This is a genomic window from Haloarchaeobius caseinilyticus (assembly GCF_051207395.1).
GTDB lineage: Archaea > Halobacteriota > Halobacteria > Halobacteriales > Natrialbaceae > Haloarchaeobius.
In genome coordinates, this window is the sequence record NZ_JBPJZC010000003.1 from 97,294 (window position 1) to 119,796 (window position 22,503).

At 63.8% G+C, this 22,503-nt stretch carries 28 protein-coding genes; 10 read left to right on the forward strand and 18 right to left on the reverse strand.

Annotated elements, in window-relative coordinates; genetic code table 11:
- Nucleotide 1 precedes the first annotated feature (1 nt).
- The 4 genes from ACSC1P_RS13125 to ACSC1P_RS13140 form a co-directional block, all read right to left on the reverse strand.
- Nucleotides 2-691 carry a potassium channel family protein gene (locus ACSC1P_RS13125; protein ID WP_435360637.1) on the reverse strand — a complete coding sequence of 230 codons (690 nt, stop codon included), beginning with the start codon at nucleotides 689-691 and terminating at the stop codon, nucleotides 2-4.
- Between the two features lie 44 nt (nucleotides 692-735).
- On the reverse strand, nucleotides 736-1,281 hold the full coding sequence (locus tag ACSC1P_RS13130; protein ID WP_435360638.1) for a plastocyanin/azurin family copper-binding protein: 546 nt from the start codon (nucleotides 1,279-1,281) through the stop codon (nucleotides 736-738).
- 69 nt (nucleotides 1,282-1,350) lie between these two features.
- Nucleotides 1,351-2,409: a M42 family metallopeptidase gene (locus tag ACSC1P_RS13135; protein ID WP_435360639.1), complete on the reverse strand. Its 1,059-nt coding sequence runs from the start codon at nucleotides 2,407-2,409 to the stop codon at nucleotides 1,351-1,353.
- A 65-nt stretch (nucleotides 2,410-2,474) separates the two neighbouring features.
- Nucleotides 2,475-3,419, reverse strand: coding sequence for a DMT family transporter (locus ACSC1P_RS13140; protein WP_435360640.1), 945 nt, complete (start codon nucleotides 3,417-3,419; stop codon nucleotides 2,475-2,477).
- Nucleotides 3,420-3,608: 189 nt separating this feature from the next.
- On the opposite strand from ACSC1P_RS13140, the gene ACSC1P_RS13145 reads away from it, so the two are divergent.
- Together ACSC1P_RS13145 and ACSC1P_RS13150 are read left to right on the forward strand one after the other, a co-directional pair.
- On the forward strand, nucleotides 3,609-4,094 hold the full coding sequence (locus ACSC1P_RS13145) for an Lrp/AsnC family transcriptional regulator (RefSeq protein WP_435360641.1): 486 nt from the start codon (nucleotides 3,609-3,611) through the stop codon (nucleotides 4,092-4,094).
- Nucleotides 4,095-4,153: 59 nt separating this feature from the next.
- A complete protein-coding gene (locus ACSC1P_RS13150; RefSeq protein ID WP_435360642.1) occupies nucleotides 4,154-4,417 on the forward strand; it encodes an MTH865 family protein in 264 nt (87 codons plus the stop codon).
- 21 nt (nucleotides 4,418-4,438) lie between these two features.
- On the opposite strand, the gene pdhA is transcribed toward ACSC1P_RS13150, so the two are convergent.
- Nucleotides 4,439-5,503, reverse strand: a complete 1,065-nt coding sequence (pdhA, locus tag ACSC1P_RS13155) for a pyruvate dehydrogenase (acetyl-transferring) E1 component subunit alpha (RefSeq protein WP_435360643.1) — start codon at nucleotides 5,501-5,503, stop codon at nucleotides 4,439-4,441.
- A 210-nt stretch (nucleotides 5,504-5,713) separates the two neighbouring features.
- Here pdhA and ACSC1P_RS13160 point away from each other — a divergent pair, with 210 nt between their 5' ends.
- From ACSC1P_RS13160 to ACSC1P_RS13180, 5 genes are all read left to right on the forward strand, one after another.
- On the forward strand, nucleotides 5,714-7,039 hold the full coding sequence (locus tag ACSC1P_RS13160) for a M28 family peptidase (RefSeq protein WP_435360644.1): 1,326 nt from the start codon (nucleotides 5,714-5,716) through the stop codon (nucleotides 7,037-7,039).
- Between the two features lie 71 nt (nucleotides 7,040-7,110).
- The gene (locus tag ACSC1P_RS13165; protein WP_435360645.1) at nucleotides 7,111-7,875 is read left to right on the forward strand and encodes an NAD(+)/NADH kinase; all 765 of its coding nucleotides are present in this window, start codon (nucleotides 7,111-7,113) and stop codon (nucleotides 7,873-7,875) included.
- A gap of 68 nt (nucleotides 7,876-7,943) precedes the next feature.
- Complete coding sequence (locus ACSC1P_RS13170; RefSeq protein WP_435360646.1) at nucleotides 7,944-8,417, forward strand: DUF7313 family protein; 474 nt, start codon at nucleotides 7,944-7,946, stop codon at nucleotides 8,415-8,417.
- Nucleotides 8,418-8,582: 165 nt separating this feature from the next.
- Nucleotides 8,583-9,923 (forward strand): ferritin-like domain-containing protein, encoded by a 1,341-nt coding sequence (locus tag ACSC1P_RS13175; protein WP_435360647.1) that lies wholly within the window; start codon nucleotides 8,583-8,585, stop codon nucleotides 9,921-9,923.
- A 164-nt stretch (nucleotides 9,924-10,087) separates the two neighbouring features.
- Nucleotides 10,088-10,393 carry a DUF8036 family membrane protein gene (locus ACSC1P_RS13180; RefSeq protein WP_435360648.1) on the forward strand — a complete coding sequence of 102 codons (306 nt, stop codon included), beginning with the start codon at nucleotides 10,088-10,090 and terminating at the stop codon, nucleotides 10,391-10,393.
- A 91-nt stretch (nucleotides 10,394-10,484) separates the two neighbouring features.
- Here the strand turns inward: ACSC1P_RS13180 and ACSC1P_RS13185 are convergent, their stop codons facing one another.
- The 8 genes from ACSC1P_RS13185 to ACSC1P_RS13220 are packed head-to-tail and all read right to left on the reverse strand — an operon-like array spanning nucleotide 10,485 to nucleotide 15,519.
- A complete protein-coding gene (locus tag ACSC1P_RS13185) occupies nucleotides 10,485-10,742 on the reverse strand; it encodes a DUF7314 family protein (protein WP_435360649.1) in 258 nt (85 codons plus the stop codon).
- Nucleotides 10,735-11,058, reverse strand: a complete 324-nt coding sequence (locus ACSC1P_RS13190) for a DUF7315 family membrane protein (protein ID WP_435360650.1) — start codon at nucleotides 11,056-11,058, stop codon at nucleotides 10,735-10,737. The genes ACSC1P_RS13185 and ACSC1P_RS13190 overlap by 8 nt, the downstream gene beginning before the upstream one ends.
- 20 nt (nucleotides 11,059-11,078) lie before the next feature.
- A complete protein-coding gene (locus ACSC1P_RS13195) occupies nucleotides 11,079-11,840 on the reverse strand; it encodes a cytochrome b family protein (protein ID WP_435360651.1) in 762 nt (253 codons plus the stop codon).
- Nucleotides 11,841-11,846: 6 nt separating this feature from the next.
- Nucleotides 11,847-12,641, reverse strand: a complete 795-nt coding sequence (locus ACSC1P_RS13200) for a cytochrome b (protein ID WP_435360652.1) — start codon at nucleotides 12,639-12,641, stop codon at nucleotides 11,847-11,849.
- 4 nt (nucleotides 12,642-12,645) lie between these two features.
- Nucleotides 12,646-13,524, reverse strand: coding sequence for a ubiquinol-cytochrome c reductase iron-sulfur subunit (locus ACSC1P_RS13205; RefSeq protein ID WP_435360653.1), 879 nt, complete (start codon nucleotides 13,522-13,524; stop codon nucleotides 12,646-12,648).
- 2 nt (nucleotides 13,525-13,526) lie between these two features.
- Nucleotides 13,527-13,916 (reverse strand): DUF7318 family protein, encoded by a 390-nt coding sequence (locus ACSC1P_RS13210; protein WP_435360654.1) that lies wholly within the window; start codon nucleotides 13,914-13,916, stop codon nucleotides 13,527-13,529.
- Between the two features lies 1 nt (nucleotide 13,917).
- Nucleotides 13,918-14,610, reverse strand: a complete 693-nt coding sequence (locus ACSC1P_RS13215) for a plastocyanin/azurin family copper-binding protein (RefSeq protein ID WP_435360655.1) — start codon at nucleotides 14,608-14,610, stop codon at nucleotides 13,918-13,920.
- Between the two features lie 60 nt (nucleotides 14,611-14,670).
- Nucleotides 14,671-15,519, reverse strand: coding sequence for a DUF7319 domain-containing protein (locus ACSC1P_RS13220; RefSeq protein ID WP_435360656.1), 849 nt, complete (start codon nucleotides 15,517-15,519; stop codon nucleotides 14,671-14,673).
- Between the two features lie 130 nt (nucleotides 15,520-15,649).
- Here ACSC1P_RS13220 and ACSC1P_RS13225 point away from each other — a divergent pair, with 130 nt between their 5' ends.
- On the forward strand, nucleotides 15,650-16,144 hold the full coding sequence (locus tag ACSC1P_RS13225) for a DUF7321 family protein (RefSeq protein WP_435360657.1): 495 nt from the start codon (nucleotides 15,650-15,652) through the stop codon (nucleotides 16,142-16,144).
- A 1-nt stretch (nucleotide 16,145) separates the two neighbouring features.
- Here the strand turns inward: ACSC1P_RS13225 and ACSC1P_RS13230 are convergent, their stop codons facing one another.
- Nucleotides 16,146-16,436, reverse strand: a complete 291-nt coding sequence (locus ACSC1P_RS13230; protein WP_435360658.1) for a hypothetical protein — start codon at nucleotides 16,434-16,436, stop codon at nucleotides 16,146-16,148.
- A 64-nt stretch (nucleotides 16,437-16,500) separates the two neighbouring features.
- Nucleotides 16,501-17,187 (reverse strand): endonuclease III, encoded by a 687-nt coding sequence (nth, locus tag ACSC1P_RS13235; protein ID WP_435360659.1) that lies wholly within the window; start codon nucleotides 17,185-17,187, stop codon nucleotides 16,501-16,503.
- Between the two features lie 309 nt (nucleotides 17,188-17,496).
- On the opposite strand from nth, the gene mvaD reads away from it, so the two are divergent.
- Nucleotides 17,497-18,504 carry a phosphomevalonate decarboxylase MvaD gene (gene mvaD / locus ACSC1P_RS13240; RefSeq protein WP_435360660.1) on the forward strand — a complete coding sequence of 336 codons (1,008 nt, stop codon included), beginning with the start codon at nucleotides 17,497-17,499 and terminating at the stop codon, nucleotides 18,502-18,504.
- A gap of 59 nt (nucleotides 18,505-18,563) precedes the next feature.
- Here the strand turns inward: mvaD and ACSC1P_RS13245 are convergent, their stop codons facing one another.
- Nucleotides 18,564-19,877, reverse strand: a complete 1,314-nt coding sequence (locus tag ACSC1P_RS13245; RefSeq protein ID WP_435360661.1) for an MFS transporter — start codon at nucleotides 19,875-19,877, stop codon at nucleotides 18,564-18,566.
- A 108-nt stretch (nucleotides 19,878-19,985) separates the two neighbouring features.
- On the opposite strand from ACSC1P_RS13245, the gene ACSC1P_RS13250 reads away from it, so the two are divergent.
- Nucleotides 19,986-20,357: a transcriptional regulator gene (locus ACSC1P_RS13250; protein WP_435360662.1), complete on the forward strand. Its 372-nt coding sequence runs from the start codon at nucleotides 19,986-19,988 to the stop codon at nucleotides 20,355-20,357.
- 31 nt (nucleotides 20,358-20,388) lie between these two features.
- Here the strand turns inward: ACSC1P_RS13250 and ACSC1P_RS13255 are convergent, their stop codons facing one another.
- On the reverse strand, nucleotides 20,389-21,066 hold the full coding sequence (locus ACSC1P_RS13255; RefSeq protein ID WP_435360663.1) for a DUF7546 family protein: 678 nt from the start codon (nucleotides 21,064-21,066) through the stop codon (nucleotides 20,389-20,391).
- Between the two features lies 1 nt (nucleotide 21,067).
- Nucleotides 21,068-22,429: a heme o synthase gene (gene cyoE, locus ACSC1P_RS13260; RefSeq protein WP_435361508.1), complete on the reverse strand. Its 1,362-nt coding sequence runs from the start codon at nucleotides 22,427-22,429 to the stop codon at nucleotides 21,068-21,070.
- Nucleotides 22,430-22,503 lie beyond the last annotated feature (74 nt).

Here is a 22,503-nt window from a genome sequence, read left to right on the forward strand (position 1 = left end):
CTCACTGGAGCTGGTGGTCCTCGAAATGACCGAACACGTCGGTCACGTCGGGCGTCGCACCCTCTGCGGCGTACACCGTCAGGAGGTCGTCGGCCTCGATTCGCGTGTCACCGCGCGGGGTGAGGGGGTCACCGTTGCCGTTGCGTTCGATGGCGACGATGAGGATACCCCGGTCGAGGAGTCCTTGCTCGTTCGCTTCTTGCAGCGTCAGCCCTGCGATTGGTGCCTCTTCGTCGACCGTGATTTCGAACACCTCTGCGGTGTCGCCGACTTTCATGTAGTCCTTGATGGACGGGCGTTTGACTGCCCGGTAGAGGTACTCCGAGATGAGTCGCTGCGGGTTCTCCATCGTCGTGACGCCGACGCGCTCGAACAAGTTCATGTGTTCGGGGTTGTGGACGACGCTGACGACCGCGGGTACCTGTCGCTCCTGCGCGAGTAGGCACACCATGATGTTCGTCGCGTCCTGGTCGGTCGTCGAAATGAGTGCGTCGGCGCGGTCGATTCCCGCTTCGCCGAGCGTCTCGGCGACCGTCGCGTCGTCGTTGATGACGAGACAGTCGAACGCGCGGGCGGCCTGGTCGGCCTTCTCGGGGTCTTGCTCGATGACGACGACCTCGTTGCGGTCGCGCGTCGCAATCTCGATGAGCGGACTCCCGATGTTCCCCGCTCCGACGACGATGATGTACATTAGGCGCGGATTCTCTAGCGGTCGCTGAAAAAGTATCGCTTCGGTTACTCCGGCGTCTCGTAGTCGCCGCCGTACTTCATGAACACGTAGGCCATGGAGAGGACGGCGACCATCGTCCCGGTCGTCGCGACGCCCATCGCCTTCGCCGAATCGGGCAGCGAGGGACCACCGCCGCCGGTCTGGGGTGCCTGCCCAGAGTCGTTGACGACGATTTCGCCCTTCATGCCGAGGCCAGCGTGGGGGTCACACTGGTACTCGTACGTCCCCTTCGTGTCGAACGTCGACGAGAACGAGAACCCGGTGTTCTCGGTCGGGGTGTGCCCTTCCCACGACGCGCCCTCGGGGACGCTCGTCGGGTTCACGTTGTGGTTGTCCGACTCCCAGTTGAACTCCACGGTGCCGCCGACGGCGACGTAGAGCGGGTCGTCGGTTCCCGGCGTGTACACGTACTCTCCGCCCGGACCGACCGATACTGTCTTCGTTGACTGTGCGTTCGCGGACTCTGCCGACGCGGCGACGGCGGCGGCCCCTGCAGCGCCCTTCAGAAACTGGCGACGAGAGACGGGCGCATCCACATTGTCGCGGCTCATACTGGGTGCTTAGGAGTGCCCTGTAGTGAAATCTTCGATACGGCTCACGACTGTCGCGCAGCAGAGAAACTACAGCGTGTAGTCGTGTTGGCCGTCCTCGCTCTCGATGAACGCCGTGGTCAGGTCGATTGCCCCGGTGATGTCGTCACCGTGGGCGACTTCGGTCGGGGTGTGGAGGTATCGAGTCGGGATGGAGATGGCTCCGACTGGCAGCGCACCGTGTGACCGCTGGAGGCTGCCGGTGTCAGTGCCGCCAGTGGGCAGCACTTCGAACTGGTGGTCGATGTCTTCTGCCTCGGCGACCGACCGGATTCGGCGGTGGACCTTCGGGTTCGTGATGACCGAAGAGTCCTTGAGTTTGATCGCGGTCCCTTCGCCGAGTCGGGTCACGTAGTCCCACTTCTCGTAGTCGGTGAGGTCGTTGGCGACCGTCGTGTCGAGCGCGATGGCGAGGTCCGACTCGACGTCGACACCGAGGGCTTCGGCCCCACGCAGGCCGACTTCCTCCTGGACTGTCGCGGCGAAGTGAACCGTCACGTCGGGGTTCTCGATACGCTTCGCGAGTTCGAGCAGCGCGAACACGGAGACGCGGTTGTCGATGGCCTTCCCGGAGACACACTCGCCCAGTGGCTCTGTTCGCTGGGACATCGTGACGAGGTCACCGACCGAGACTCGGTTTTTGACCTCCTCGACCGACAAGCCCACGTCGACGCGTACGTCGTGAACCGTCCGCTCGTCGGCGTCTTCGTCACCACCGGTGTGCGGTGGCGGCGAGCCGATGACGCCGGGCAGGTCACCGTCTTCGGTCCTGACGTTGACTCGCTCTGCTCGGAGGACGTGTGGGTCCCAGCTTCCGAGGGCGTCGATTTCGAGGAAGCCGTACTTGTCGACGTGTCGGACCATGAACCCGATTTCGTCCATGTGCGCCGCGACGAGCACGCTGTAGTCGGCGTCTGTGGAACCGTCGATGGTCCCGACGACGTTGCCCATCGCGTCACTGCGGAGTCGGTCGACCTCGCCGTCGAGTTCTCGGCGGACGATGTCGCGAACGTCGTCCTCGTAGCCGGGTGCGCCGTGTGTCTCGGTCAGTTCGCAAAGCAGGTCGAAATCGAAGTCGAATGCAGCCATGCGAGTGTCTCGCGCACGAAGCCGTAAAAGGGGGCGGATACCAGCGGGACGCTGCCGAGACTCGTTCAGAATCGCCGTGTCGTCGGAACCGCCTGCTGGAGTAGTCCGCGGAGCGACTGCCACTTGATGAGCGCGAAGCCAGCGAAGATGACTGCGAAGCCAGCCAACGTCGTCCCGTCGACGAGGTCACCGAAGATGGCCCACGCGACGACGGTGGCGACGACCGGTTCGAGGTAGCCGACGAGGTTTATCTCGGTCGGGCCGAGTCGGTCGAGCAGTTCGAAGTAGAGCAGGAAGGCCACGACGCCGGAGGCGAGCGTGAGGTAGGTGAGCGCGACGATGGCGTCACCGGTCCACTCGATAGCCGCGAACGACTCGCCGCGGCCCAGACTGACCACGTGCAACACGCCCGCGCCGAGGAGCATCGACCACGCCTCCATCGTCGACACCGGGAGGCCGGAGTCGAGCGGGCGCGTGAGAACGCTGCCAAGCGCGAAACAGGTTCCCGCCATGAACACGAGGAGGACACCGATGAGACTCGTCGAGAGAGCGGTGCCCGGTTCTGGCTGCACGACGACGAAGACGCCCGCGATGCCGAGCAGGAAGCCGACCGCGCCGAGGGGCTGGAGCGGGTCGTCGACCTGCAGCGCACTGCCGAAACCGGCCGTGAGAATCGGTGAGAGACTGATGACGACGGCGGCGACTGCACCGCTGATGTGTCGCTCGCCCATGTACAGCAGCGCGTGATAGCCTGCGAAGACGAACAGCGCGGTCACGGCCGTCTGGAGCCACTCGTCGCGTGCACGGGGTCGCCAGCGGTCGGTCGAGTAGATGGCGTAACCGAGGACGATGGCACCAGCCACGTCGTAGCGAAGGGCTGCGAACAGAATCGGTGGAAAGTGGTGCAGGCCGATTTCGATGGCGACGAAAGAAGTCCCCCAGAGCGTTGCAAGCAGTACGAACAATCCGCTCGTGTCTGGAACTTGTTTCCAAGAGTTCGGAGAGAGCATGTAGTTATCTGCAAGTTCGACCAGTGACACTATTAAAGGCTTGCGCAACTATTCATCGTGTTTCGGTAGTTGTTGCTACTGGAAAAATATAGTTAGATATTGGTTCAGAAATTTGGTCATATTTTTGGACTGAGTTTGAATACTGTCTCTCACGAACGTTGATGACCCGGGCGAACACACGTTCGAAACATGGACGAACGTGACGTGCGCTTGCTCAAAGCCATCGCCGAGCTAGGGACTGGTAGCCCGGACCGCCTCCACGAGGAGACCGGCATCCCAGTCTCGACGATTCACTACCGACTCTCGAATCTGAAAGAGGACGGCATCGTCGAGAACGACCTCTACGACATCGACTTCGAGGCGTTCGGACTCTCGGTCACGGTCATCCTCGAAGTGCTGACCGACTACAGCGGCCCGCACCAGACGGTGTCGTCGTCGTTGCGCGACATCGAGGGCGTGACGCAGGTGTTCTCGACGATGGGTGAGACGGACTTCATCGCCATCGCCAAACTCCGCGATAGCGACATGGTCGGCCGACTCATCCGAAATTTCGAAGAGGTTCCAGAAGTCGAGCGAACGAACTCCACGTACGTCATCGACACGCTGTGGGACGACGCGCGCGGCCTGCGGAGCTACAGTCTGGAGACGCTCATCGAGGAGTTCGCGGAGGACTAAGGTGCAGGACTCGATCCCCGACGAGGAACGCTTTTCCGCCGACGACGTGACCCTTCGCTATGGACGCCGCCGAGCGCGAGGTGCGGGACCAACTGCACGCGCTGGTCGACCCGACCTCCTTCCCGGTCGCGGACCCGTTCGAACTGATTCCGGCGATGCCGGGCGGGCCACAGACACGCGTCTCGGTCGGTGAGCGACAGTACACGGCGATGGAACTTGCGGTGCGACTCGCGGACTATCAGGACTTTCCGTACGAGTCAGCCGACCGACTGGTCGACGACGTCGTCGCGGCGATGCGAGAAGAAGGGATTTTCGACGACTGAGTCCACTCGGTGGCCTTCAGTTCAGTGGTGGACTTCCGGTTCGTCCACCAACTGGCGACGCTGGCGGCGGAGGTGGTCGGGCATCTCCGAGTATGCGTGTTCGAACATCTCCTCGGGTTCGAAGCCGGTGTGTTCCTCGGCGGCCTTCACGGCGCGAGCAACTTCCTCGGTAGCCCACTGCTGGACTGCCTCGTCATCCTCCTCGCCCCAGCCGAACTCCTCTTCGAGGTACGTGCGCGACCGGTCGAGTGGGTCCTGCTGCAGCCAGTCCGCAGCTTCGTCCTCGTCGCGGTACTTCGTCGGGTCGTCCGTCGTCGTGTGGGCACCGCGGCGATAGGTAACGGCCTCGATGAGCGTCGGGCCGCCGCCGTTCTTCGCCTTCTCCAGCGCTTCGGAGACGACTTCGTGGACGGCGAACACGTCGTTGCCGTCGACACGGACGCCGTCGAAGCCGTAGGCGTTCGCCTTCTGCGCGATGGTCGCGCTGGCGGTCTGGCGCTCGCGCGGGACCGAAATCGCGTAGCCGTTGTTCTGACAGAAGAACACGGTCGGCGTCTGGAAGACGCCTGCGAAGTTCAGCCCTTCGTGGAAGTCACCTTCACTGGTCGCGCCGTCGCCGAAGGAGACGAGCGAGGCGACGTCGTCGCCCTTCAACTTCGCCGCCATGCCGATGCCAGTGGCGTGCGGGAGCTGCGTGGCGATGGGGATGGTGATGGGGAACGTCGTCAGTCCGTCCGGGTCCTCCCGGTCGATGTAGTTCCCGTCACCGAGCAGGTGGAGCAGGACCTCGCGGAGGTCGATGCCACGCTGGACGTACATCGCGTGGTCGCGGTACGTCGGGAACAGGTAGTCCGAGTCAGCCAGGGCCGCCGCAGCACCCACCTGTGCGGCTTCCTGGCCCCGCATCGGCGCGTACGTCCCGATACGCCCCTGCCGGTGGAGGCTGATGGCTTTCTCGTCGAACGTCCGTGCGAGCACCATCGTCTCGTAGAGCGCTGTTGCTTCACGCTCCGAGAGCTCTCGATCTCCGACGGCAGATCCGCCCGGCGACATCACACGAACCAGATTGTTGGCCTCACTCGACATAGATTTCACCTGAGGGTCTATCGGACAATCGGCCGTATGCATAATAAAACATCGCCTCAAAGCAGATAGGGCGTGGAATATTCGATTGAGTTTATATACTCAGAGATAAACCGATGACTCGTTGTCGAAGATTTCCGGTTTTGGATGAAGAATCGTTAGCCATGTGCCGGAGTCGCAATCCTTAGGCGAGGGCGGAGCGCACCCACGAGCATGACAGACTGGATTGGTGAGACGTTCACCAGCGACACGGGCTGGGACCATCTGGAGACGCTCGTGGACATCGGCAACCGCATGGCCGGAAGCGAGGGCGAACGCGCCGCGGCCGAAGCGACCCGCGACGCACTCGACGCGGTCGGCGCGCGCGACGCGCACTTAGACGAGTTCGAGATACAGGGATGGGTTCGGGGCAGCAGCGCCATCACCGTCGACGATGAGACGTTCGAGCATCAGCACGAAGTCATCGCGCTCCCGCGCAGTCCGGGCGAGACGGCGACGGGCGAACTGGTCGACCTCGGTTACGGCCTCCCGAGCGACTTCGAGGAGACCGACTGTGCGGGCAAGGTCGTGATGGCTCGCTCGGACGTGCCCGCGCATTACGACCGCTACCTCCACCGCCGCGAGAAGTACTACCACGCGGTCGAAGCCGGGGCAGCCGCCTTCGTCTACCGCAACCACGTCGAGGGCTGTCTACCTCCGACCGGCTCGGTCGGCACTGTGGACGCACCCGTCGGCGACATCTCCGCAGTCGGCGTCTCGGCGGAGACCGGCGCACAACTCGCGCGCAAGTACGACGGCGAGTCCGTGACCGTCGCCGTCGAAGCAGAGACCCCCGACGCGACGAGCCAGAACGTCCACGCCGTCCTCGGGCCGGACACCGACGAAGAAGTGCTCGTCACGAGCCACGTCGACGGCCACGACATCTCGACTGCAGCGATGGACAACGGTGCGGGCACCGCGATGGTCGTCGAACTCGCACGTATCCTCGCCGCGCGCGAAGACGAACTCGACACCCGCGTGCGATTCGTCTGCTTCGGCGCGGAGGAAGTCGGCCTCGTCGGCTCCGAACACGAGGCCGAGCGTGCCGACCTCGAGTCCATCAAGGCTATCCTCAACAACGACGGTGTCGTGCAGGCGCGCGACCTCGGCTTCTACACCCACGGCTTCCCGGAACTGAAAGCGGCACTCGACACCGTCTCGGACGGCTTCGACCACCCGCTGAAGGCTATCCCGAACCTCGGACCGCACAGTGACCACTGGCCGTTCACCCAGTGGGGCGTCCCCGGTTACCACGCCTACGGCGAGAAGGGTGGGTCGGGTCGCGGCTGGGGCCATACGCACGCGGACACGCTCGATAAACTCGAAAAGCGAGACATGCGTGAACAAGCTGTCCTGCTCGGCGCGCTCTCGCTCTTCCTCGCCAGCGACGAGTTCTCGGTCGCCCATCGTGAGCCCGAAGCTATCGCTGCCGACCTCGAAGACGAGGACCTCGCGGAAGGCCTGAAGATTACCGGCGACTGGCCGTACGACTTCGAGTAAGTCTCACCAATCGAACCAGCGCGCGGCCGCGTACTGTAGCCTTTTTGTCTCCCGGGTCGCACTGCCAAAGTATGGAGCGTGTCGCGGGCGACGAGGCCGAGCCCACCATCGGAGTCGTAGGTGCGTCGGAGTCTGAGCGTCGCGCCCGGGTCGAAGCCGCCGTCACGGACGCCCGCGCGTCGCTCGTCACCGGTGACGCCTCGCACGTCGTCGAACCGTCGCCCACGTTCGTCGTCGCTGTCGGCGAGCGCGCGCTCTGTTCGCTCGTCAACGTCGGTGTCGACGCGCCGGTACTGGCCGTCGACGCGGGAAGTGGTGTGCCGTCGGTCCCGGTCGAAACCGTTCCCGAAGCCATCAGGTCGGTCCTCACCGGGGAGACGGCGCGTGACGCGCGGCGCTGCTTCGACGTGGCAATCGACGGCGAAACCCACCCCGCCCTGTACGACGTGACGCTCGTCACGACTGAGCCGGCACGCATCTCCGAGTACGCGGTTCGGTCCGGTGGCGACCTCGTCTCACGCTTTCGCGCAGACGGCGTCGTCGTCGCTACCCCCACTGGCAGTCACGGCTACGCTGGCGCGGCCGGGTCACCACTGCTCGAACCGGGTACTGGGACGGCCACCGTCGTCCCCATCGCCCCGTTCTCGATTCAACACGACCACTGGATCCTCTCGGACCGCGCGGTCGACCTCTCGGTCGAACGCGACGAAGGCCCGGTCTCGCTGTTCGTCGACGACCGTCCGGTCCACGAAGTCGGGACCGACGTGACAGTCTCGCTCACCCCGGGCGCGTCACTCGACCTTCTCTCCCCCCCGCAGGCGAGCGGGCACTGGTAGGTTCGAGACAACCCGGCTGGTCGCGCGCATTGGAAAAACTCTAATGCGCCAACGACACAGTTGCCAGTATGGAACTCGCAGTGAACACTGCCGTGAACATCTTCGGACCCCTCGACGCGCTTCAAGCAGAGGTGTTTGGAGGCACGCTGCTGATAGAGTACGTCTTGCTGGTACTCGTCATCATCAACATGGGCACACGCTTCCTCTCGTACCGTAACGCGGTTAAGACGGCCGAAAACGACGGGGACCTCGAACGTCTCTCCCGATACATGCCGCACGAGGTCACGAACGTCCTCCTCGTCCTCGCTGCGTTCTACTACACGACCGTCGACCCGCACGGTGGCCTCGTCTTCGCGATGCTCGCCGTCGGAATGGTCCTCACCGACTTCTTCGAGGCAGAGGTCCGCGACGTCGACGTCCGCAAGGACGCGAAACCGCGCGCCCCGAAGGGCGCACTCACCGCGTCGGCCATGCTCATCGCCTACATCCTGTTCCAGTCGGTGTTCTTCGTCGTGAAGGACCTCTGGACGGCCGTCATCTGAAGCCGGTACCGTTCGTCGAACCCAGTCTTTCTCTCGTCTTTTCACGCACCAGCCGACGGCCCGATAGTGGCCGAAATTGGGTGAGAATCGTGTCCCCTTCTGGCGACAGTGGTGTCCCAGTTCGGCAAATCCTCTTTAGTAAAATCTGCTTTTGCTCGGACGAAGATGACTTCGAACGACGACCCCAATGCGTTCGGTGACCGCTCGAACCGCCGCACCCGCCGTGCCTTCCTCGGAACCACTGCCGCGACTGTCGGCACGCTCGCACTCGCCGGCTGTATGGGCAGTGACGGGACCGGCACTGATACCGAGATGACGAGTGGGACTGAGACCGACGAGGAGATGACCACCAGCGAGATGACCGATGGGACCGAAACCACTGAGGGAGACATGGGCGGCAACCCCGACGTCCCCATCCTCAACTACGCGCTGACGCTCGAACACCTGGAGAACGCCTTCTACCGGGACGGTCTCGACACCTTCAGCGACGACGAACTCATGGAAGCGGACGTCCTCTCGAAGTTCGGCGAGGCCGTCCGGATGGACGTGCCAGAGTACCTGAAGGTGGTCGGCGAGCACGAAGCCGCCCACGTTGAGGCGCTCACCACGACCGTCTCCGACCTCGGCGGCACGCCCGTCGAAGAAGGCGAGTACGACTTCGGGTACGAGACGCCGACCGACTTCCTCGGCGTCGCGATGGCGCTCGAGAACACGGGCGTCGCTGCCTACGCAGGCGCGGCCCCGTCGGTCGTGAGCAACGACATCCTCGCCGCTGCGGCCGGGATTCACAGCGTCGAAGCCCGCCACGCCAGCTTCCTCAACCTCGTCAACGGCGAGGCCCCGTTCCCGAAGGCGGTCGACGAGGCGAAGTCCGTCTCCGAGGTCCTCGAAATCGCCGGCCAGTTCGTCACGAGCGAGGTCGACCCGAGCGTCTACGAGACCGGCGACGACCGCCCGACGCAGGACCGCAAGGCGTCGAACGACACCAACGACATCGACGTGCTGAACTACGCGCTGACGCTCGAACACCTGGAGAACGCCTTCTACCGTGACGGTCTCGAGAACTTTAGCGACGACGAACTGATGAACGCCGACGCGCTCTCGGACTTCGACGAAGAACTCCGCATGAAGGTCCCCGGTCACCTGCAGATGGCCGGCGAACACGAGAACGCCCACGTCGACGCACTCACCAAGACCGTCTCCGACCTCGGCGGCACGCCCGTCGAGGAAGCCGAGTACGACTTCGGTTACTCGAACGCGTCCGAGTTCCTCGGCGTCGCCAAGGCGCTCGAAAACACCGGCGTCGCCGCGTACAAAGGCGCAGCGCCGACCGTCGAGAGCGATGCCGTGTTCAACGCAGCCATCGGCATCCACAGCGTCGAAGCCCGCCACGCCAGCTTCCTCAACGAACTCAACGTCTCGTCGCCGTTCCCGATGGCCGTCGACGAGCCGAAGACGATGGCCGAGGTCACGGAGATCGCCGGCCAGTTCATCGTCGAGAACTGAAACGACGGCACGGCCAGACGCTGTTGCTGGCGGACTGCTCGTTCTTTCGCTGTGCGCTCGCTCAGTCGTCATCCCCCCTCGATTACCACGACAATAAATACGACAATGACTGACACCGCTTTCGACACGACCGAACAGTCCGACCCGCGCCGAGGGTGTCACGAATGAACGGCTGGCTCGTCGTCGCCCAGGGTGCCGTCGCGTTCAACCTGCTACTCTTGTTAGCACTCGGAGTGCTCTGGACGCGACTCTACCGTCGACTCGGGTCGAAGCACACGCTCGGCCTCCTGCTGTTCTCCGGCCTCCTCGTCGCCGAGAACGCGTTCGCGCTCTACTACTACCTGCTCGACCCGCAGCTCTCCGTCTGGTTCGAGACCGCCGTCCCGGCCATCGCGTGGCAGGCGATGCTCTCGTTCCACGTGCTCGAATCGTTCGCACTCGTCTTTCTGGCGTGGGTCACGTTCGACTGACTGCGTCTGACTGACTCTCGTTTTCACTCGCCGACAGCGTCCGAGAGGACGCCGTCGCTCGTCGACACTGAAACAGCGGAAGAAGAACCGATTAGCTAGAGAACCGTGCGCGCGTCTCGCGAGCCGCCGGGACGACGACCCAGAACGCGAGCATCCCGAGGATGGTGAACCAGAACAGGCCGTCCATCAGGATGACCGCGATGGCGTCGTAGGCGGTCAGCGAGTCCGGAACTTGTGCCGTCAGCTGTTGTCCTTCGAAGCTCGGAGTCCTGTACCAGCCAGCCAGCACCAGCCAGATGAGGCCCGCCGTGGTGCCGATGGCGAGGCCCTTGCCGAATTCGTCAGCCATTGTCGGAACCTTCGTCGGTGTCGTCTTTAGACTTTCCCATTCCCACCGCCCGGAACCGGGTAGAGAAGGCGTAAATTGCTGAGCCACCGACGATGAGGGCGAGTCCGAGCAGTGCCAACACGATATTTATCTCGGAGAGTTCGGCCTGTGCGCGGTTCGTGGCACTGTCGAGCAGGATGAAGCCGCCGATGACACCGACCATCGCCAGTAACGTGGCGAAGACGGTCACCGTCTTGTACAGGCGGAGCGGCACCTCGACCTCACGGCCGCGTGGCCCGGAGGAGTCGGTCGACTGTTGTGTGTCTCTATCGTCCATAAAACGAAAATCGTCGGTCGTTAGCGCGGTGGACGCAGGCGGTAGTACCGCCGGTTGAGGCTGTACATGTAGCCTTCCTGCATCGACTTGAACACCGCGTACGAGATGATGCCCACGATGGGCGGGAGCAGGAACGTCAGGTCGAACAGCAGGTGCGAGTCCATCGGGATGAGGTTCTTGACTGCCAGCGCGGAGATGGTGAGCGCGAACACGACACCCATCACGCCGACTGCACCCCAGAACGGCTGCTCGACGGGCCGTCGCGCACTCCCCTTGTTCAGGAAGGGGACGATGGCGATGAAGCCGACCACGACGCCGTTCGCCACGACACCGTACGTACGGTCCGCCATCAGCTTCTGCCCGCCGAGGATGGCGAGCTCAGGGTTGAGGGGACCGAGCTTCAACAGGCCGAACGACCAGTACAGATACCAGTCGGGCAGGATGATGGCCGGAGTCGTCGACGGGTCTGCCGGAGGCCCGATGTGGGGCGGAAGCGTCGCCGACAGGAACAGGATCATCCCGACGAAGAAACTCGTCAGTGCGAGGTTGCGAATCATCTCGTGGGGCCACGTCGGGAAGCCCAGCACGTCACGCTCGACGTAGTCGGACTCCATCCGGAGGTCCTGGTCTTCGCGCCGCGACCGCTCGAAGTACTCGTACGTCAGCCGGGAGAGGCCCTGGGAGCGCTCCTTACGCTCGCTCCACGTGGGGACCTCGTCGTCCGGCGCGACGATGCCGGTGCCGCTGCCGCCGTCTGCCATTGGTTGGTTGTCGTCGGACATGGTTGATCAGTGCGGTTCCGCGATGCCCTGCATCCAGACGATGCCGATGTGCAGTGCGATGAGCGTCGTCACCACGAACGGGAGCAGGAACACGTGGATAATGTACATCCGTTGGAGCGTCGCCTGACTCAGCGAGAAGCCGCCGAACAGGAGCTGTGCGACCCACTCACCCGCGAGTGGCACCGACAGCGACATCTCGACGCCGATCTGTCCCGCCCAGTAGGCGAGCTGGTCCCACGGGAGCAGGTAGCCCGTGTACCCGAACACCATCGTCAGCGAGATGAGGACGATGCCCAGAATCCAGTTGAGTTCGCGCGGTTCCTTGTACGCGCCCGTGAAGTAGACACGGAGCATGTGGAGGAACACCGCGGCGACCATGACCTGCGCCGACCATCGGTGGATGGAGCGGAGCATGAACCCGAAGTTCAGGTCGGTCATGATGAACACGATCTGGTTGTACGCCGTCGACGGGTCACCCGCAGTCGCGGGAGAGTAGTAGAACCCGAGGAGTGCGCCGGAGAGTGCCGCGACGACGTAGGCTATCGTCGAAAATGACCCTAACGCGTATAATGGGTACCAGTACCAGAACTTGTTGTCGAGGTTGTACTGCTCCGTGTGACTCTTGGGCATCTGGAGGTTAACCTTGTAGTAGAGGTTCTCCACGAGCTCAAGGTAGTCGACGAGTCGAAGACGCTTGTCCATCCAGATGAGGACGGTCAGATACGTCTTCTCGATGGGTGTGAGGTCTTTCGTCTTCATCCACCCACCGTGGTCGAATTCGTCTTTCTTCTCTAAACTCATTATATCACTCCTGGCTCGGGCGTGGCAGTGCCACGAAGGATTTCTCGACGATGTTGAACGGGTCGTACACCGACTGGTGGCACTGGCAGTAGATACTGTCAGCAGCAGCGAACTTGGCGGAACCCTCCTGTTTGAACCCGGGCACGCAACAGAAGTGCGTACACTTGTTCAGGTGAGCCATGACGCCCTTGTCCGTACTCGCCTGCAGCCACTCGCTCTCTTTTGCTGCTTCCTCGATACGCTTCGAGCGGATGACTTCGATAGGCATCGTCTCGGCAGGGTCGAGGCCTTCGGAGCGCCAGGTGCCGTTCGCGGGCTTCCCGATGCCCCCCGTCCCGACGCCGTTACTCCACGTCTGGTAGTCGCTGAAGTCGCTCAGCTTCATCTTGGCCCCACCGCTGACGTCGTTGCTCTGCCACTCGTACTTCGAACTCTCCGTGTACTTGAAGTAGTTCGTCAGGTCCGAGTTCTCTTCCTGTGCGTTCGGGTAGACGCCCGAGTACGTCTGAACGCCACAGTACTGGTACCACTCGGAGGAGTACTCGACGCCGCCGAGGGTCTCCTTGGCGACGGTGACTTCACGACCCTGCTGGCTCTCCGTAGAGACCTCGGGCCAGATGCCCTTGATGTAGTAGTCGTCTTCGCCGTCGATCGGTTCGAGTTCGATGGGAATCTGTGGCATCCCGCGGGGTGCGGGGCCGTCTGTGTTCTCGACCGCTCGGAACGTGGTTGTCCCCCCACCTTCCCCGCTCGGGGCTGTCGCAGAGTTGACGGCAGCGGCTCCCGCAGTCGCAATGCCTGCGAGAGTCGCGCCGCCGACGACACCCTTCACGAAGCGGCGGCGGTCCGATTCGACCGGATATTTGTCTTCGTCCAGTGGCATGGTTATCGCTTGTAGTATGGGTACACCGCGCGTTTGAGCGTGTCCATCGCGGACTCGCCGCCGAGAGCGACGCCGTCTGCGTCCTCTTCACGGATGTACAGGTCTTCCCACTTGCGGCGGCGTTTCTTGACGATCATCACGTCGGGCAGGAACTCCTTGCGGTAGAGGATGAGGATGAACGCGAGGTCGATGAAGATGATGGCGAGCAGGAAGCCGAGGTACATGTTTCCGACTTCGTCAAGCCCCCATCCGCTGACCAGTCCGTACGTGAACAGGCCGACGAAGACGACCTCGATGGCCGTCAACAGCACGATGGCGACGGCGGCTGCCGTACTCTCTCGTGCGGGCTCGTACCGGTGAATATCACCGTAGTTGGATCCTTTCGTGGACATCTTACTTCCTCCCTGGGCTGCTGCTGTGCGCGGACTCGCCGTACTTCAGCACGTAGAACGTGAACATGAGCGAACTGATGATGGCGAGGATGGTCGCGATACCGACCCAGTGTGCCTGAATCGGCACACCCATGTGTTCGGGGTCGACTTCGCCACCGCCGGACTGGGGTGCCTGTCCGGTCTCGTTGACGATGATGCTACCCTTCATGCCGAGGCCGGCGTGAGGGTCACACTGGTACTCGTACGTACCCAGCGTGTCGAACGTCGACGAGAACGAGAACCCGGTGTTCTCGGTCGGGGTGTGGCCCTCCCACGACGCGCCCTCGGGGACGCTCGTCGGGTTCACGTTGTGGTTGTCAGACTCCCAGTTGAACGTGACCGTCGTTCCCGGGCTGATGTACAGTGGCTGACTCGTGCCCGGGGTATAGACGTACTCGCCACCCGGACCGACGGCAACGGTCGCTGAACCGCCGCCACCGCCGCCGCCCGAGCCGGTCCCGGTGCCGTTACCGGTCCCAGTGCCGTTGCCGGTACCGGTTCCTGTGCCGGTACCCGTACCGGTGCCCGTCGTTGGGCCGCCGGTTGTGCCAGAGGTGGTCGTCTCCTCCTGGGCGGCGGCAGACGCCGCCACACTCGCTGCTGCAGCGCCTCCGGCAACGCCGCTGGCAGCCTTCAGAAAGTCCCGCCTATTCATACATGAATGGCTCAGGAGTCGGTTCGCTTAAACCCACCGATGCGGCCGCCTCAGAGCGGTTCAGGAATCGGTTTTCGTGGAGGGTTCGCGCGTGTTTTCGCCGTCGCTCGACCCTCGCGAATCGCCGTGTACAGGGGTCGCGTCGACGGGGACGAACTCGGGCCGCTCACCGTCTTCGAGACCGATGGCTCGAAGGCGGTCTTTGTACTGGTCCGCGCGGAAGCGGTCCGACAATCGTGCGTTGGCCACGGTGAGAAAGAGCGTCACCGATGCGAGGACGAACACGATACCGACGACGACCATCACACCGCGGGCGATGGCGTCGCCGCCGAGGCCACCCGGTGGGTCCGCGATGGCCGCGCCGACGAACAGCGCCAGTCCGCCGAGACCGAGGACACCTGCGACGATTTGCAACATCAGGTTCCCCAGCTCCCCACTTCCTTCCGGCACCTCGTTCGGGTGTGGGAGCACTGCGCCCGCGGGCGCGTCGGCAGGGTCGTACTCGTCCATCGAACAGAGTGCGACGGTCGGCTTCACGTCGCGCAGCACCGTGCCGAACCCGTCGACGCTCCCGTCTGGGAACACCATCGCGTACCCTTCGTCCGAGTACGCGAGCAGGCACTCCTGGCCTTCGTACCGGACGCGTTCGAGGATTGCGAACACGTCACGGTTGGCGATTTGCGAGTTGAGGTCCGATTCGACGCGGTCGAGGAGTTCGGTCCCGGTTATCCACGACTCGGCGTCGAACGCCGCGTTCCACTCCTCGTAGGACATCTCTTCCATGTCCTGCGGGCCGAAATTCTCGAAGTCGTACTTCTCTTCGACCTGCCTGCGGAGGTCGTCCGCCGACTGGTCGGGGGCTGGCGAACCCGCGTCCGCTGCTCGTGGTTCACCCTCCTCGTCGCTCATTACTCGGCACTGGGAGTGCAATCCGGGTAAGAGTTTCGTGTGTGCGACTCCGGTTGGCGTCGCAGTCTCTCCTCCCTGCTTTCCGACCGCTTTCCGACCGCTTATCCCACCGGCACCCCGACTCCTGCACATGGTCGCGGACGCCACGATTGCGACGGCCGTGTTGGTACTCGTGACGGCCAGTTTTCCGTTCTACCTCTACGGCGCGTGGATAATGATAGACACCGACGTCGTGACGTGGGGCGTGCTCACCTACCACCTGAAGTTCATCCTGACGGGACTGACGCTGACGACCGTCCCGATGGTCACGTGGATGATGCCTCGCTTGCTGGACCAACTCGGTGGGTTCGCCGCGTTGCACGCCTTCCTCGGGCTACAGGCCTACGCACTGCTGGTGTTCGCACTCACGGGCATCGTCAGAATCGTCCGCGCGAAACGTCGGTTCGACCTCTACAACGACCCAGACCAGGACGTAGACATCGACGAACTCGGCGAGCGGATGGACCACTGGCGTTGGCGACTCCGCATGGGCGTGTTCGGCTACGTCCTGTTCTGGCTACTCGCGTACGTCGTCGGCGTCGGGCGGTTCCTCATCAAATACGGGGTCCTTCCAGCCCCGTCCTGAGTTAGTTCGGCCCCTGATTCGGCATCTCGTCCGGATGGTTGTCGTCGTTCGTCTGCTTCTCCGCGGTGTCGCTCATCTTCTCGGTGTTCTTCCGTGTCCCGGGTTCGCGCTGCTCTTCCTCGCGTTCTTCGACGGTCTCTTCGTGAGCTTCTTCCGTCTCAGCTTCCTCGTCCTCGGGAACGTCCGACGCGTCTTCTGTCTCGTTCTCCTCGCCGGGTTCGCCGAGGTCGTCGGGCATTCCTTCCTCGTTCCGTCGCTCGACGTGTGTGTTCTGGTCGGTTTCGTCGGACATGACAGTTCGAGATAGGGGTGCGAGACAGAAGGGGAATGCGCCTACGAGATTAGTGTCGTCGCGGTTACGTCCACGATTCACCGGACGCTAGGTCGACCGCGGAATCGCCCTTTTCCGAGGGACAGATGTCGGCGAGGACGCAGGCGTCACAGTCGGGATTGCGCGCGTCACAGACTGCACGCCCGTGGTCGATGAGGAGGTGCGTGAACTGCTGCCAGTAGTCTTCGGGCACGATGTCGAGCAGGTCCTGCTCGATGGTCTCCGGCCGTTTTTCCTCGGTGAGACCGAGGCGGCGAGAGAGTCGCTGGACGTGCGTATCGACGACGATACCTTCGACGATGTCGTGGCCGTGCTGAAGGACGACGTTCGCGGTCTTCCGGCCGACTCCTGAGAGGTCGGTTAGTTCGGTCATCGTGTCGGGGACCTCGCCGTCGTGTTCTTCGGCGATTATGCGACCCGTCTCTTTCAGATAGCCCGCCTTGTTGTTGTGGAAGGTGATGCCGTAGATGTCCTCGGCGAGTTCTTCCTCGGACGCGGCGGCGTAGTCTGCTGCACTCTGGTACTTCTGGAACAGGTCTTCGGTGACCTTGTTGACGCGCTCGTCGGTACACTGTGCGGAGAGGACGACAGCGACCAACAGTTCGAGTCGGTTCCGATACCGAAGCGAGATGGTCGAGTCCGGATACTCTTCCTGTAGTCGATCGACGACCGCCGCAGCCTGCGCCTCGCGCGTGTCGAGTGGCGTGCCCATGGTGGCATCTTCGGTGCGGGTGGTTTCAGCGGTTCGGTTCGTAGTTACACCAAACGTTTCTGTCAGCAATCACCATTGCTTTCGTAGAAATGGCTGCGTTCTTTGTACGTGTCGTGTGAACTCGTGTCTAGAGGTGTCCCGGACGGACGGTCGTCTCCCGACAGTGGTCGTGTCCCCTATACCCTCTCTCACGACCACTCTCACACAACCGTCTCTCGGATATGCAGCGGTTTCGGGACGCCTCGTCGCTGTCCCGTCGTCGATGCATCCTCCGTGACTTTTAAGCGCACGCTTATCGGGTAGTGAACTATGAAGGCAACCGCGATGGCACATCCGATTCAGGGCCTCGTCAAGTACCACGGTATGCGCGACTCTATCGAGCGACTGCCGTATCACGACTCTATCAGCGTCTGTACGGCCCCGAGCCACACGAAGACGACCGTCGAGTTCTCGATGGACTACGACGAAGACGTCTACATCGTCGACGGCGAGGAACTGGACGGCCACGCCTTCGACCGCGTCGAGCGCGTCGTCGAGAAGGCCCGCTCGATGTCCGACGCGGCCCACACCGTCTACCCGGTCCGCCTCGAATCCGAGAACTCCTTCCCGTCGAACGTCGGCCTCGGCTCGTCCTCTTCCGGTTTCGCCGCCGCTGCCCGTGCCCTCGCGGAAGCCGCCGAACTCGACGCGACACTCGGTGACATCTCGACGATCGCTCGCGTCGGCTCGTCCTCCGCCGCACGCGCAGTGACAGGTGGGTTCTCCTACCTCAGCGCCGGTCTCAACGACCAGGACTGCCGTTCGCACCGCATCCCGACTGACCTCGACGACCAGCTGAAGACCATCGTGGCACTCGTCCCCGCGTACAAGAACACGGACGACGCGCACGAAGAGGCCGCCGACAGCCACATGTTCGACGCGCGCCGCGCCCACGTCCAGGACCAACTCGTCGAGATGCAAGACGCACTCCACGACGACGACCTCGACCGCGCCTGTGAAATCGCCGAGCACGACTCACTCTCGCTGGCCGCGACGACGATGACCGGCCCCGACGGCTGGGTCTACTGGCAGCCGGCCACCCTCGCCGTGTTCAACACGGTTCGCGAACTCCGCAACGAGGGCTACCCGGACGACGACGACGTCGACTCGGTACCCGTCTGGTTCTCGACCGACACCGGCGCGTCGGTGTACGTGAACACGACCGCGGACCACGCAGAGCGCGTGAAGGAAGCCGTCGCGGCGACCGGCGTCAAGACGACCATCTGGGAGGTCGGTGGCCCGGCACAGCTGCTCGACGAGGACGAGGCACTCTTCTAAGCGAACGACCCTGTCGACGCTTTTCGATTCGACTCGACGCCAAAACAGCGGCGACTCGACTACCCGAACGACCCCGGCTCCACGTTCGTCGGCGGTTCGAAGTTCCGGAGCGACGGCACCACGAGCCAGTACATGGCCATGATGACGCTTCCTGCCCCACTGGCGAGGAGGACCGTCCACGCGCCGATGATGTCGCCGAGGAAGCCACCGACCAGCAACCCGAGTGGCGAGACGAGATTCGACCCACTACTGATAGCCGAGGACACGCGCCCGAGTTTGTCGTCGGGCACGCCCGACTGGAGTGTCGCGATGACCGAGACGTTGTACATCCCGACGGGTACCCTCGAGACGGTCACCAGCGCCAGCGTGACGACCGGCGACGCGACCCAGATACCGGCCGCGAACAGTATCCCGGCGGTACTCATCCCGACGATGGTCGTCCGACCGAGCGGGATGGACTCGACCGTCGAGGAGAACAGCGAGCCGACGACGTTCCCGACGGTGAAGCCGGCGAGGATGAGTCCGTACATTCCGGCCCCGCCCAACTCCTCGGAGAACGCCGGCAGGACCGCGAACGCGGCCGACGACGTGAAGTTCGCGAACAAAACCGCGAGCACCATCCGGCCCAGAATCGAGCCGGTGACGATGGCGACGCCTTCGCGCAGTTCCGTGAGATACGACTCCAGGTCGAACGACGCGTCTGCGTCGCCATCCACGTCGTCCTCGTTGTCGTCGAACTCCTCACTGTTTCCGTCCTCTTCGCCACCGTCAGTACGTGGACCCGGCACTGAGAGGCTGGCGAACGTCAGGGCCGCGACGACGAAGGTCACGGCGTCGATGAGATACACACCGACTGCACCGACGACCGCGATGAGCGCACCGCCGACGCCACGCGCCAGTGCGCTCACCGCTTGCCGGACCGAACTGGCCGCCGCGTTCGCGCGGACGAGGGATTCTGACGGCACCAGTCGCGGGACCGCCGCGGTCTGAGCCGGATTGGCGAATAGGCCGACCGCCGAGAGAATCGGCATCGTCACCAGCACGACCCAGACGGTGAGATTGCCGGTCAGCCACGCGAGGGGGACGACGAGAACGACGACTCCCTGTGCGACTTCGGAGAGCGTCAGCACGCGGTCGAGTTCCGACCGGTCGACGATAGGGCCGACGAGGACGGAGAAGAGGCCCGGTATCCCGGTGAGGAAACCCGCGATGCCGGTGTAGGCCGACGACCCGGTCAGTTCGAAGACGAGCCACATCGCCGCGACGCTGTAGAGACCGTCGCCGAGGACGCTGACTGACCGGCCCGCGAGCAGCCGTCGAAAGCCAGGGTTTCGGAGAACAGAGAGCCGTTCGGGGAGGGCGAAATCGCGCACGTCACGACGGTGACTCCGGCCCTACTTTTCGCTTCCGAGAACCGTATTTCTGTACTCGAACTGTTACGCACCACGAGATATATCACGGAAACCATCGCAGGCGACGGTATGGTCCCTCCCGACACGAGCGACGCACTCGAAGTACTCGGCAACGAGATTCGGATGCGCATCCTCCGTGAACTCGCTGACACCGACGAACCGCTCGCGTTCTCGGAACTGCGCCGTCGCGTCGGCGTGCGCGACACGGGAAAGTTCAACTATCACCTCACCCGCCTCTGTGAGTACTACGTCCGCGAGTGCCACGACGGCGGCTACGAACTCGGCCGTGCCGGGACGCGCGTCATCACCGCTGCCGACCCGGGTCGAACCGCAGTCAGCGAAGCTGACGGCAGTGCGGCGACCGACGAAACTTGCCCAGTCTGTGGCGAGTCGAACTGCGAGAAACTGTTTCACGTCCACCTGACGCCGCCGTGGGCGTAGGGGCAATTGAGATCTGCCAGTCGTCGTCGACCTACCGTAACGGCCGCCAGTACAGCAACCCGACCGTCACGACGAACACCGTCGTCGACAGCGGAAGCGACTCCTGTGTCGCTGCCGTCGCCAGTGCGGAGCCGCTGCCAGCGACGCCCGTAATGAGCGTGGCCAGAATCGGCCAGCTACACGAGACACACGAGAGCAGGCCGAGGAGTCCGGACACTGCAGTCCCGGCCGCGTCGACGACCGTCGCGTACACCAGATACGTGAGTGCGGCGTAGCCGACGACCTTGTACGGGAACAGCGCGAGGTTGACGAGTTCGCTCTCGTAAGTCAGCCCAGGGCCGAAGCCGGGCGGGAGCGAACTGGCGACGTACCAGCCGTACGACGGCTGATACGCGCCAACGTCGAAGAACATGTAGCCCTCGCTCCACAGGCCACCGAAGTAGGCGAGGACGAGTCCGTACCCGAGCGCAACCAGCGCGGCCCGTCGCTTGCGACTGGTCGGCGCGGGCGGCGGACTCGCGCGCCAGAGCGCCCAGACGCCGACGTTTATCCAGACGAAGGGGAGCACGAGCGTCCCGAGCGTCGCCGTCCCACCGTCGGAGAGGAAGAGTCCGACCAGCAAGGCCTCTGCAGTGAGGACGATGATGGTCGCGAAGAGTGTCGACGGCTCGGGGACGACCTGTTCTGGATCGACGCGTTCGGTCAACATCTCAGATGACCAGCGAGTCGACGACCACGGCGGCCAGCAGCGCGCCGAGGTACGCGTTCGAGGCGTGGAAGGCGCGGAACGCCGCGGCCTCGGTCTGTTCGCGGTGCAGTTTCACGACCGTCCAGAGGAACACGCCGCCGAGTGCCACGCTGACGAGGGCGAACAGGAGGCCGAGGTCTGCGACGGCCGAGAGTGTACTCGCGGCGACGAGCGTCGCGGCGAGATACCAGACGATGTGTTTGCGCGTGAGTGCTTCGCCTCTGACGACCGGCAGCATCGGGAAGCCACCGCGGGCGTAGTCGTCCTTGTACGCCAGCGCGAGGTTGTAGAAGTGCGCCGGCGTCCAGAGGAAGATGACGAGTGCGAGCATCGCCCCCGGGAGGCCGATTGCGCCGTCGACCGCCGCGGAACCGATGAGGGCAGGGAGCGCGCCCGCCGCGCCGCCGAGGACCGTGTTCGAGGCGTAGTTCGGCTTCAGCACCAGCGTGTAGATGATGCTGTAGAACACGATGGCGACGAGGCCGAGCGCGGCGACGAGCAGGTTGACCAGTCCGAAGACGAACAGCGAGGCTGCCACGAGGAAGAACCCGAAGGCGAGTGCGTGCGTGACCGGAATCACGTCGACTGCCAACGGGCGGTCCGAGGTACGCTGCATCCGGCGGTCCACGTCACGTTCGAGGACGTGGTTGAACGTCCCGCTCGCGCCGATGGAGAGGACGCCGCCGAGGAGCGTCAGCACGATAGTTTCGATGCTGAGGTCGGTCCCGGTCGTCGCGGCACCGAGCGCCATCGCGGCCCCGGCGACCAGACAGAGGAGCCACATCAGGCGCGGCTTCATCATCCGGAAGTACGACGAGAGGATGAGTTTCGCTCGTGCGATGCCGCCGGTCGGAACTGGTCGCGGGCTGTCAGCCGACTCGACGTCGACCGGCTCCGGCTCGGGCATCGGGTCCCAGTCTGGGTCGTTCGCGGTCTCTGTTTCGAGGGTCCACGCCAGCGCCACGACGATACCACCGAAGATGACCACGCCGACGGTGAGATGGATTGCAGAGAGCGCAGCTGTGGTCGCGGCAGTCGCGGCGACGGCACCGAGTACGATCTGTACTGGATACAGCACGAGGGACACCGTGGCCGCGAGCCGAACGCGTCGTTCGGCGTCGCCCAGCCACGCCGCCGCCGCTGCAGCGACGACGAGGAACCCGACGAGCAGCGCGGCGACGCGGTGGCCCCACGCGACGACGAGGTCCGGCTCGGAGAACGGCACCAGCCACTGGCCGTTGCACGCGGGCCACGTCGGGCACGCGTCGGCCGCGCCGGTCACGGCCGTGGTCGCGCCGACGATGATGAGCAAGTAGACGCCCATCGCCGCGGCTGCGAGGAGGCCCGTGAACCGGGCGTGTGTCCTGACTGGATTCGGGAATCTGCGAGACACGGCAA

Coding starts and splice junctions, on each gene's coding strand:
- ACSC1P_RS13125 (WP_435360637.1), bottom strand. CDS start 691: ATGTACATCATCGTCGTCGGAGCGGGGAACATCGGGAGTCCGCTCATC.
- ACSC1P_RS13130 (WP_435360638.1), bottom strand. CDS start 1,281: ATGAGCCGCGACAATGTGGATGCGCCCGTCTCTCGTCGCCAGTTTCTG.
- ACSC1P_RS13135 (WP_435360639.1), bottom strand. CDS start 2,409: ATGGCTGCATTCGACTTCGATTTCGACCTGCTTTGCGAACTGACCGAG.
- ACSC1P_RS13140 (WP_435360640.1), bottom strand. CDS start 3,419: ATGCTCTCTCCGAACTCTTGGAAACAAGTTCCAGACACGAGCGGATTG.
- ACSC1P_RS13145 (WP_435360641.1), top strand. CDS start 3,609: ATGGACGAACGTGACGTGCGCTTGCTCAAAGCCATCGCCGAGCTAGGG.
- ACSC1P_RS13150 (WP_435360642.1), top strand. CDS start 4,154: ATGGACGCCGCCGAGCGCGAGGTGCGGGACCAACTGCACGCGCTGGTC.
- pdhA (WP_435360643.1), bottom strand. CDS start 5,503: ATGTCGAGTGAGGCCAACAATCTGGTTCGTGTGATGTCGCCGGGCGGA.
- ACSC1P_RS13160 (WP_435360644.1), top strand. CDS start 5,714: ATGACAGACTGGATTGGTGAGACGTTCACCAGCGACACGGGCTGGGAC.
- ACSC1P_RS13165 (WP_435360645.1), top strand. CDS start 7,111: ATGGAGCGTGTCGCGGGCGACGAGGCCGAGCCCACCATCGGAGTCGTA.
- ACSC1P_RS13170 (WP_435360646.1), top strand. CDS start 7,944: ATGGAACTCGCAGTGAACACTGCCGTGAACATCTTCGGACCCCTCGAC.
- ACSC1P_RS13175 (WP_435360647.1), top strand. CDS start 8,583: ATGACTTCGAACGACGACCCCAATGCGTTCGGTGACCGCTCGAACCGC.
- ACSC1P_RS13180 (WP_435360648.1), top strand. CDS start 10,088: ATGAACGGCTGGCTCGTCGTCGCCCAGGGTGCCGTCGCGTTCAACCTG.
- ACSC1P_RS13185 (WP_435360649.1), bottom strand. CDS start 10,742: ATGGCTGACGAATTCGGCAAGGGCCTCGCCATCGGCACCACGGCGGGC.
- ACSC1P_RS13190 (WP_435360650.1), bottom strand. CDS start 11,058: ATGGACGATAGAGACACACAACAGTCGACCGACTCCTCCGGGCCACGC.
- ACSC1P_RS13195 (WP_435360651.1), bottom strand. CDS start 11,840: ATGTCCGACGACAACCAACCAATGGCAGACGGCGGCAGCGGCACCGGC.
- ACSC1P_RS13200 (WP_435360652.1), bottom strand. CDS start 12,641: ATGAGTTTAGAGAAGAAAGACGAATTCGACCACGGTGGGTGGATGAAG.
- ACSC1P_RS13205 (WP_435360653.1), bottom strand. CDS start 13,524: ATGCCACTGGACGAAGACAAATATCCGGTCGAATCGGACCGCCGCCGC.
- ACSC1P_RS13210 (WP_435360654.1), bottom strand. CDS start 13,916: ATGTCCACGAAAGGATCCAACTACGGTGATATTCACCGGTACGAGCCC.
- ACSC1P_RS13215 (WP_435360655.1), bottom strand. CDS start 14,610: ATGAATAGGCGGGACTTTCTGAAGGCTGCCAGCGGCGTTGCCGGAGGC.
- ACSC1P_RS13220 (WP_435360656.1), bottom strand. CDS start 15,519: ATGAGCGACGAGGAGGGTGAACCACGAGCAGCGGACGCGGGTTCGCCA.
- ACSC1P_RS13225 (WP_435360657.1), top strand. CDS start 15,650: ATGGTCGCGGACGCCACGATTGCGACGGCCGTGTTGGTACTCGTGACG.
- ACSC1P_RS13230 (WP_435360658.1), bottom strand. CDS start 16,436: ATGTCCGACGAAACCGACCAGAACACACACGTCGAGCGACGGAACGAG.
- nth (WP_435360659.1), bottom strand. CDS start 17,187: ATGGGCACGCCACTCGACACGCGCGAGGCGCAGGCTGCGGCGGTCGTC.
- mvaD (WP_435360660.1), top strand. CDS start 17,497: ATGAAGGCAACCGCGATGGCACATCCGATTCAGGGCCTCGTCAAGTAC.
- ACSC1P_RS13250 (WP_435360662.1), top strand. CDS start 19,986: ATGGTCCCTCCCGACACGAGCGACGCACTCGAAGTACTCGGCAACGAG.
- ACSC1P_RS13255 (WP_435360663.1), bottom strand. CDS start 21,066: ATGTTGACCGAACGCGTCGATCCAGAACAGGTCGTCCCCGAGCCGTCG.
- cyoE (WP_435361508.1), bottom strand. CDS start 22,429: ATGGGCGTCTACTTGCTCATCATCGTCGGCGCGACCACGGCCGTGACC.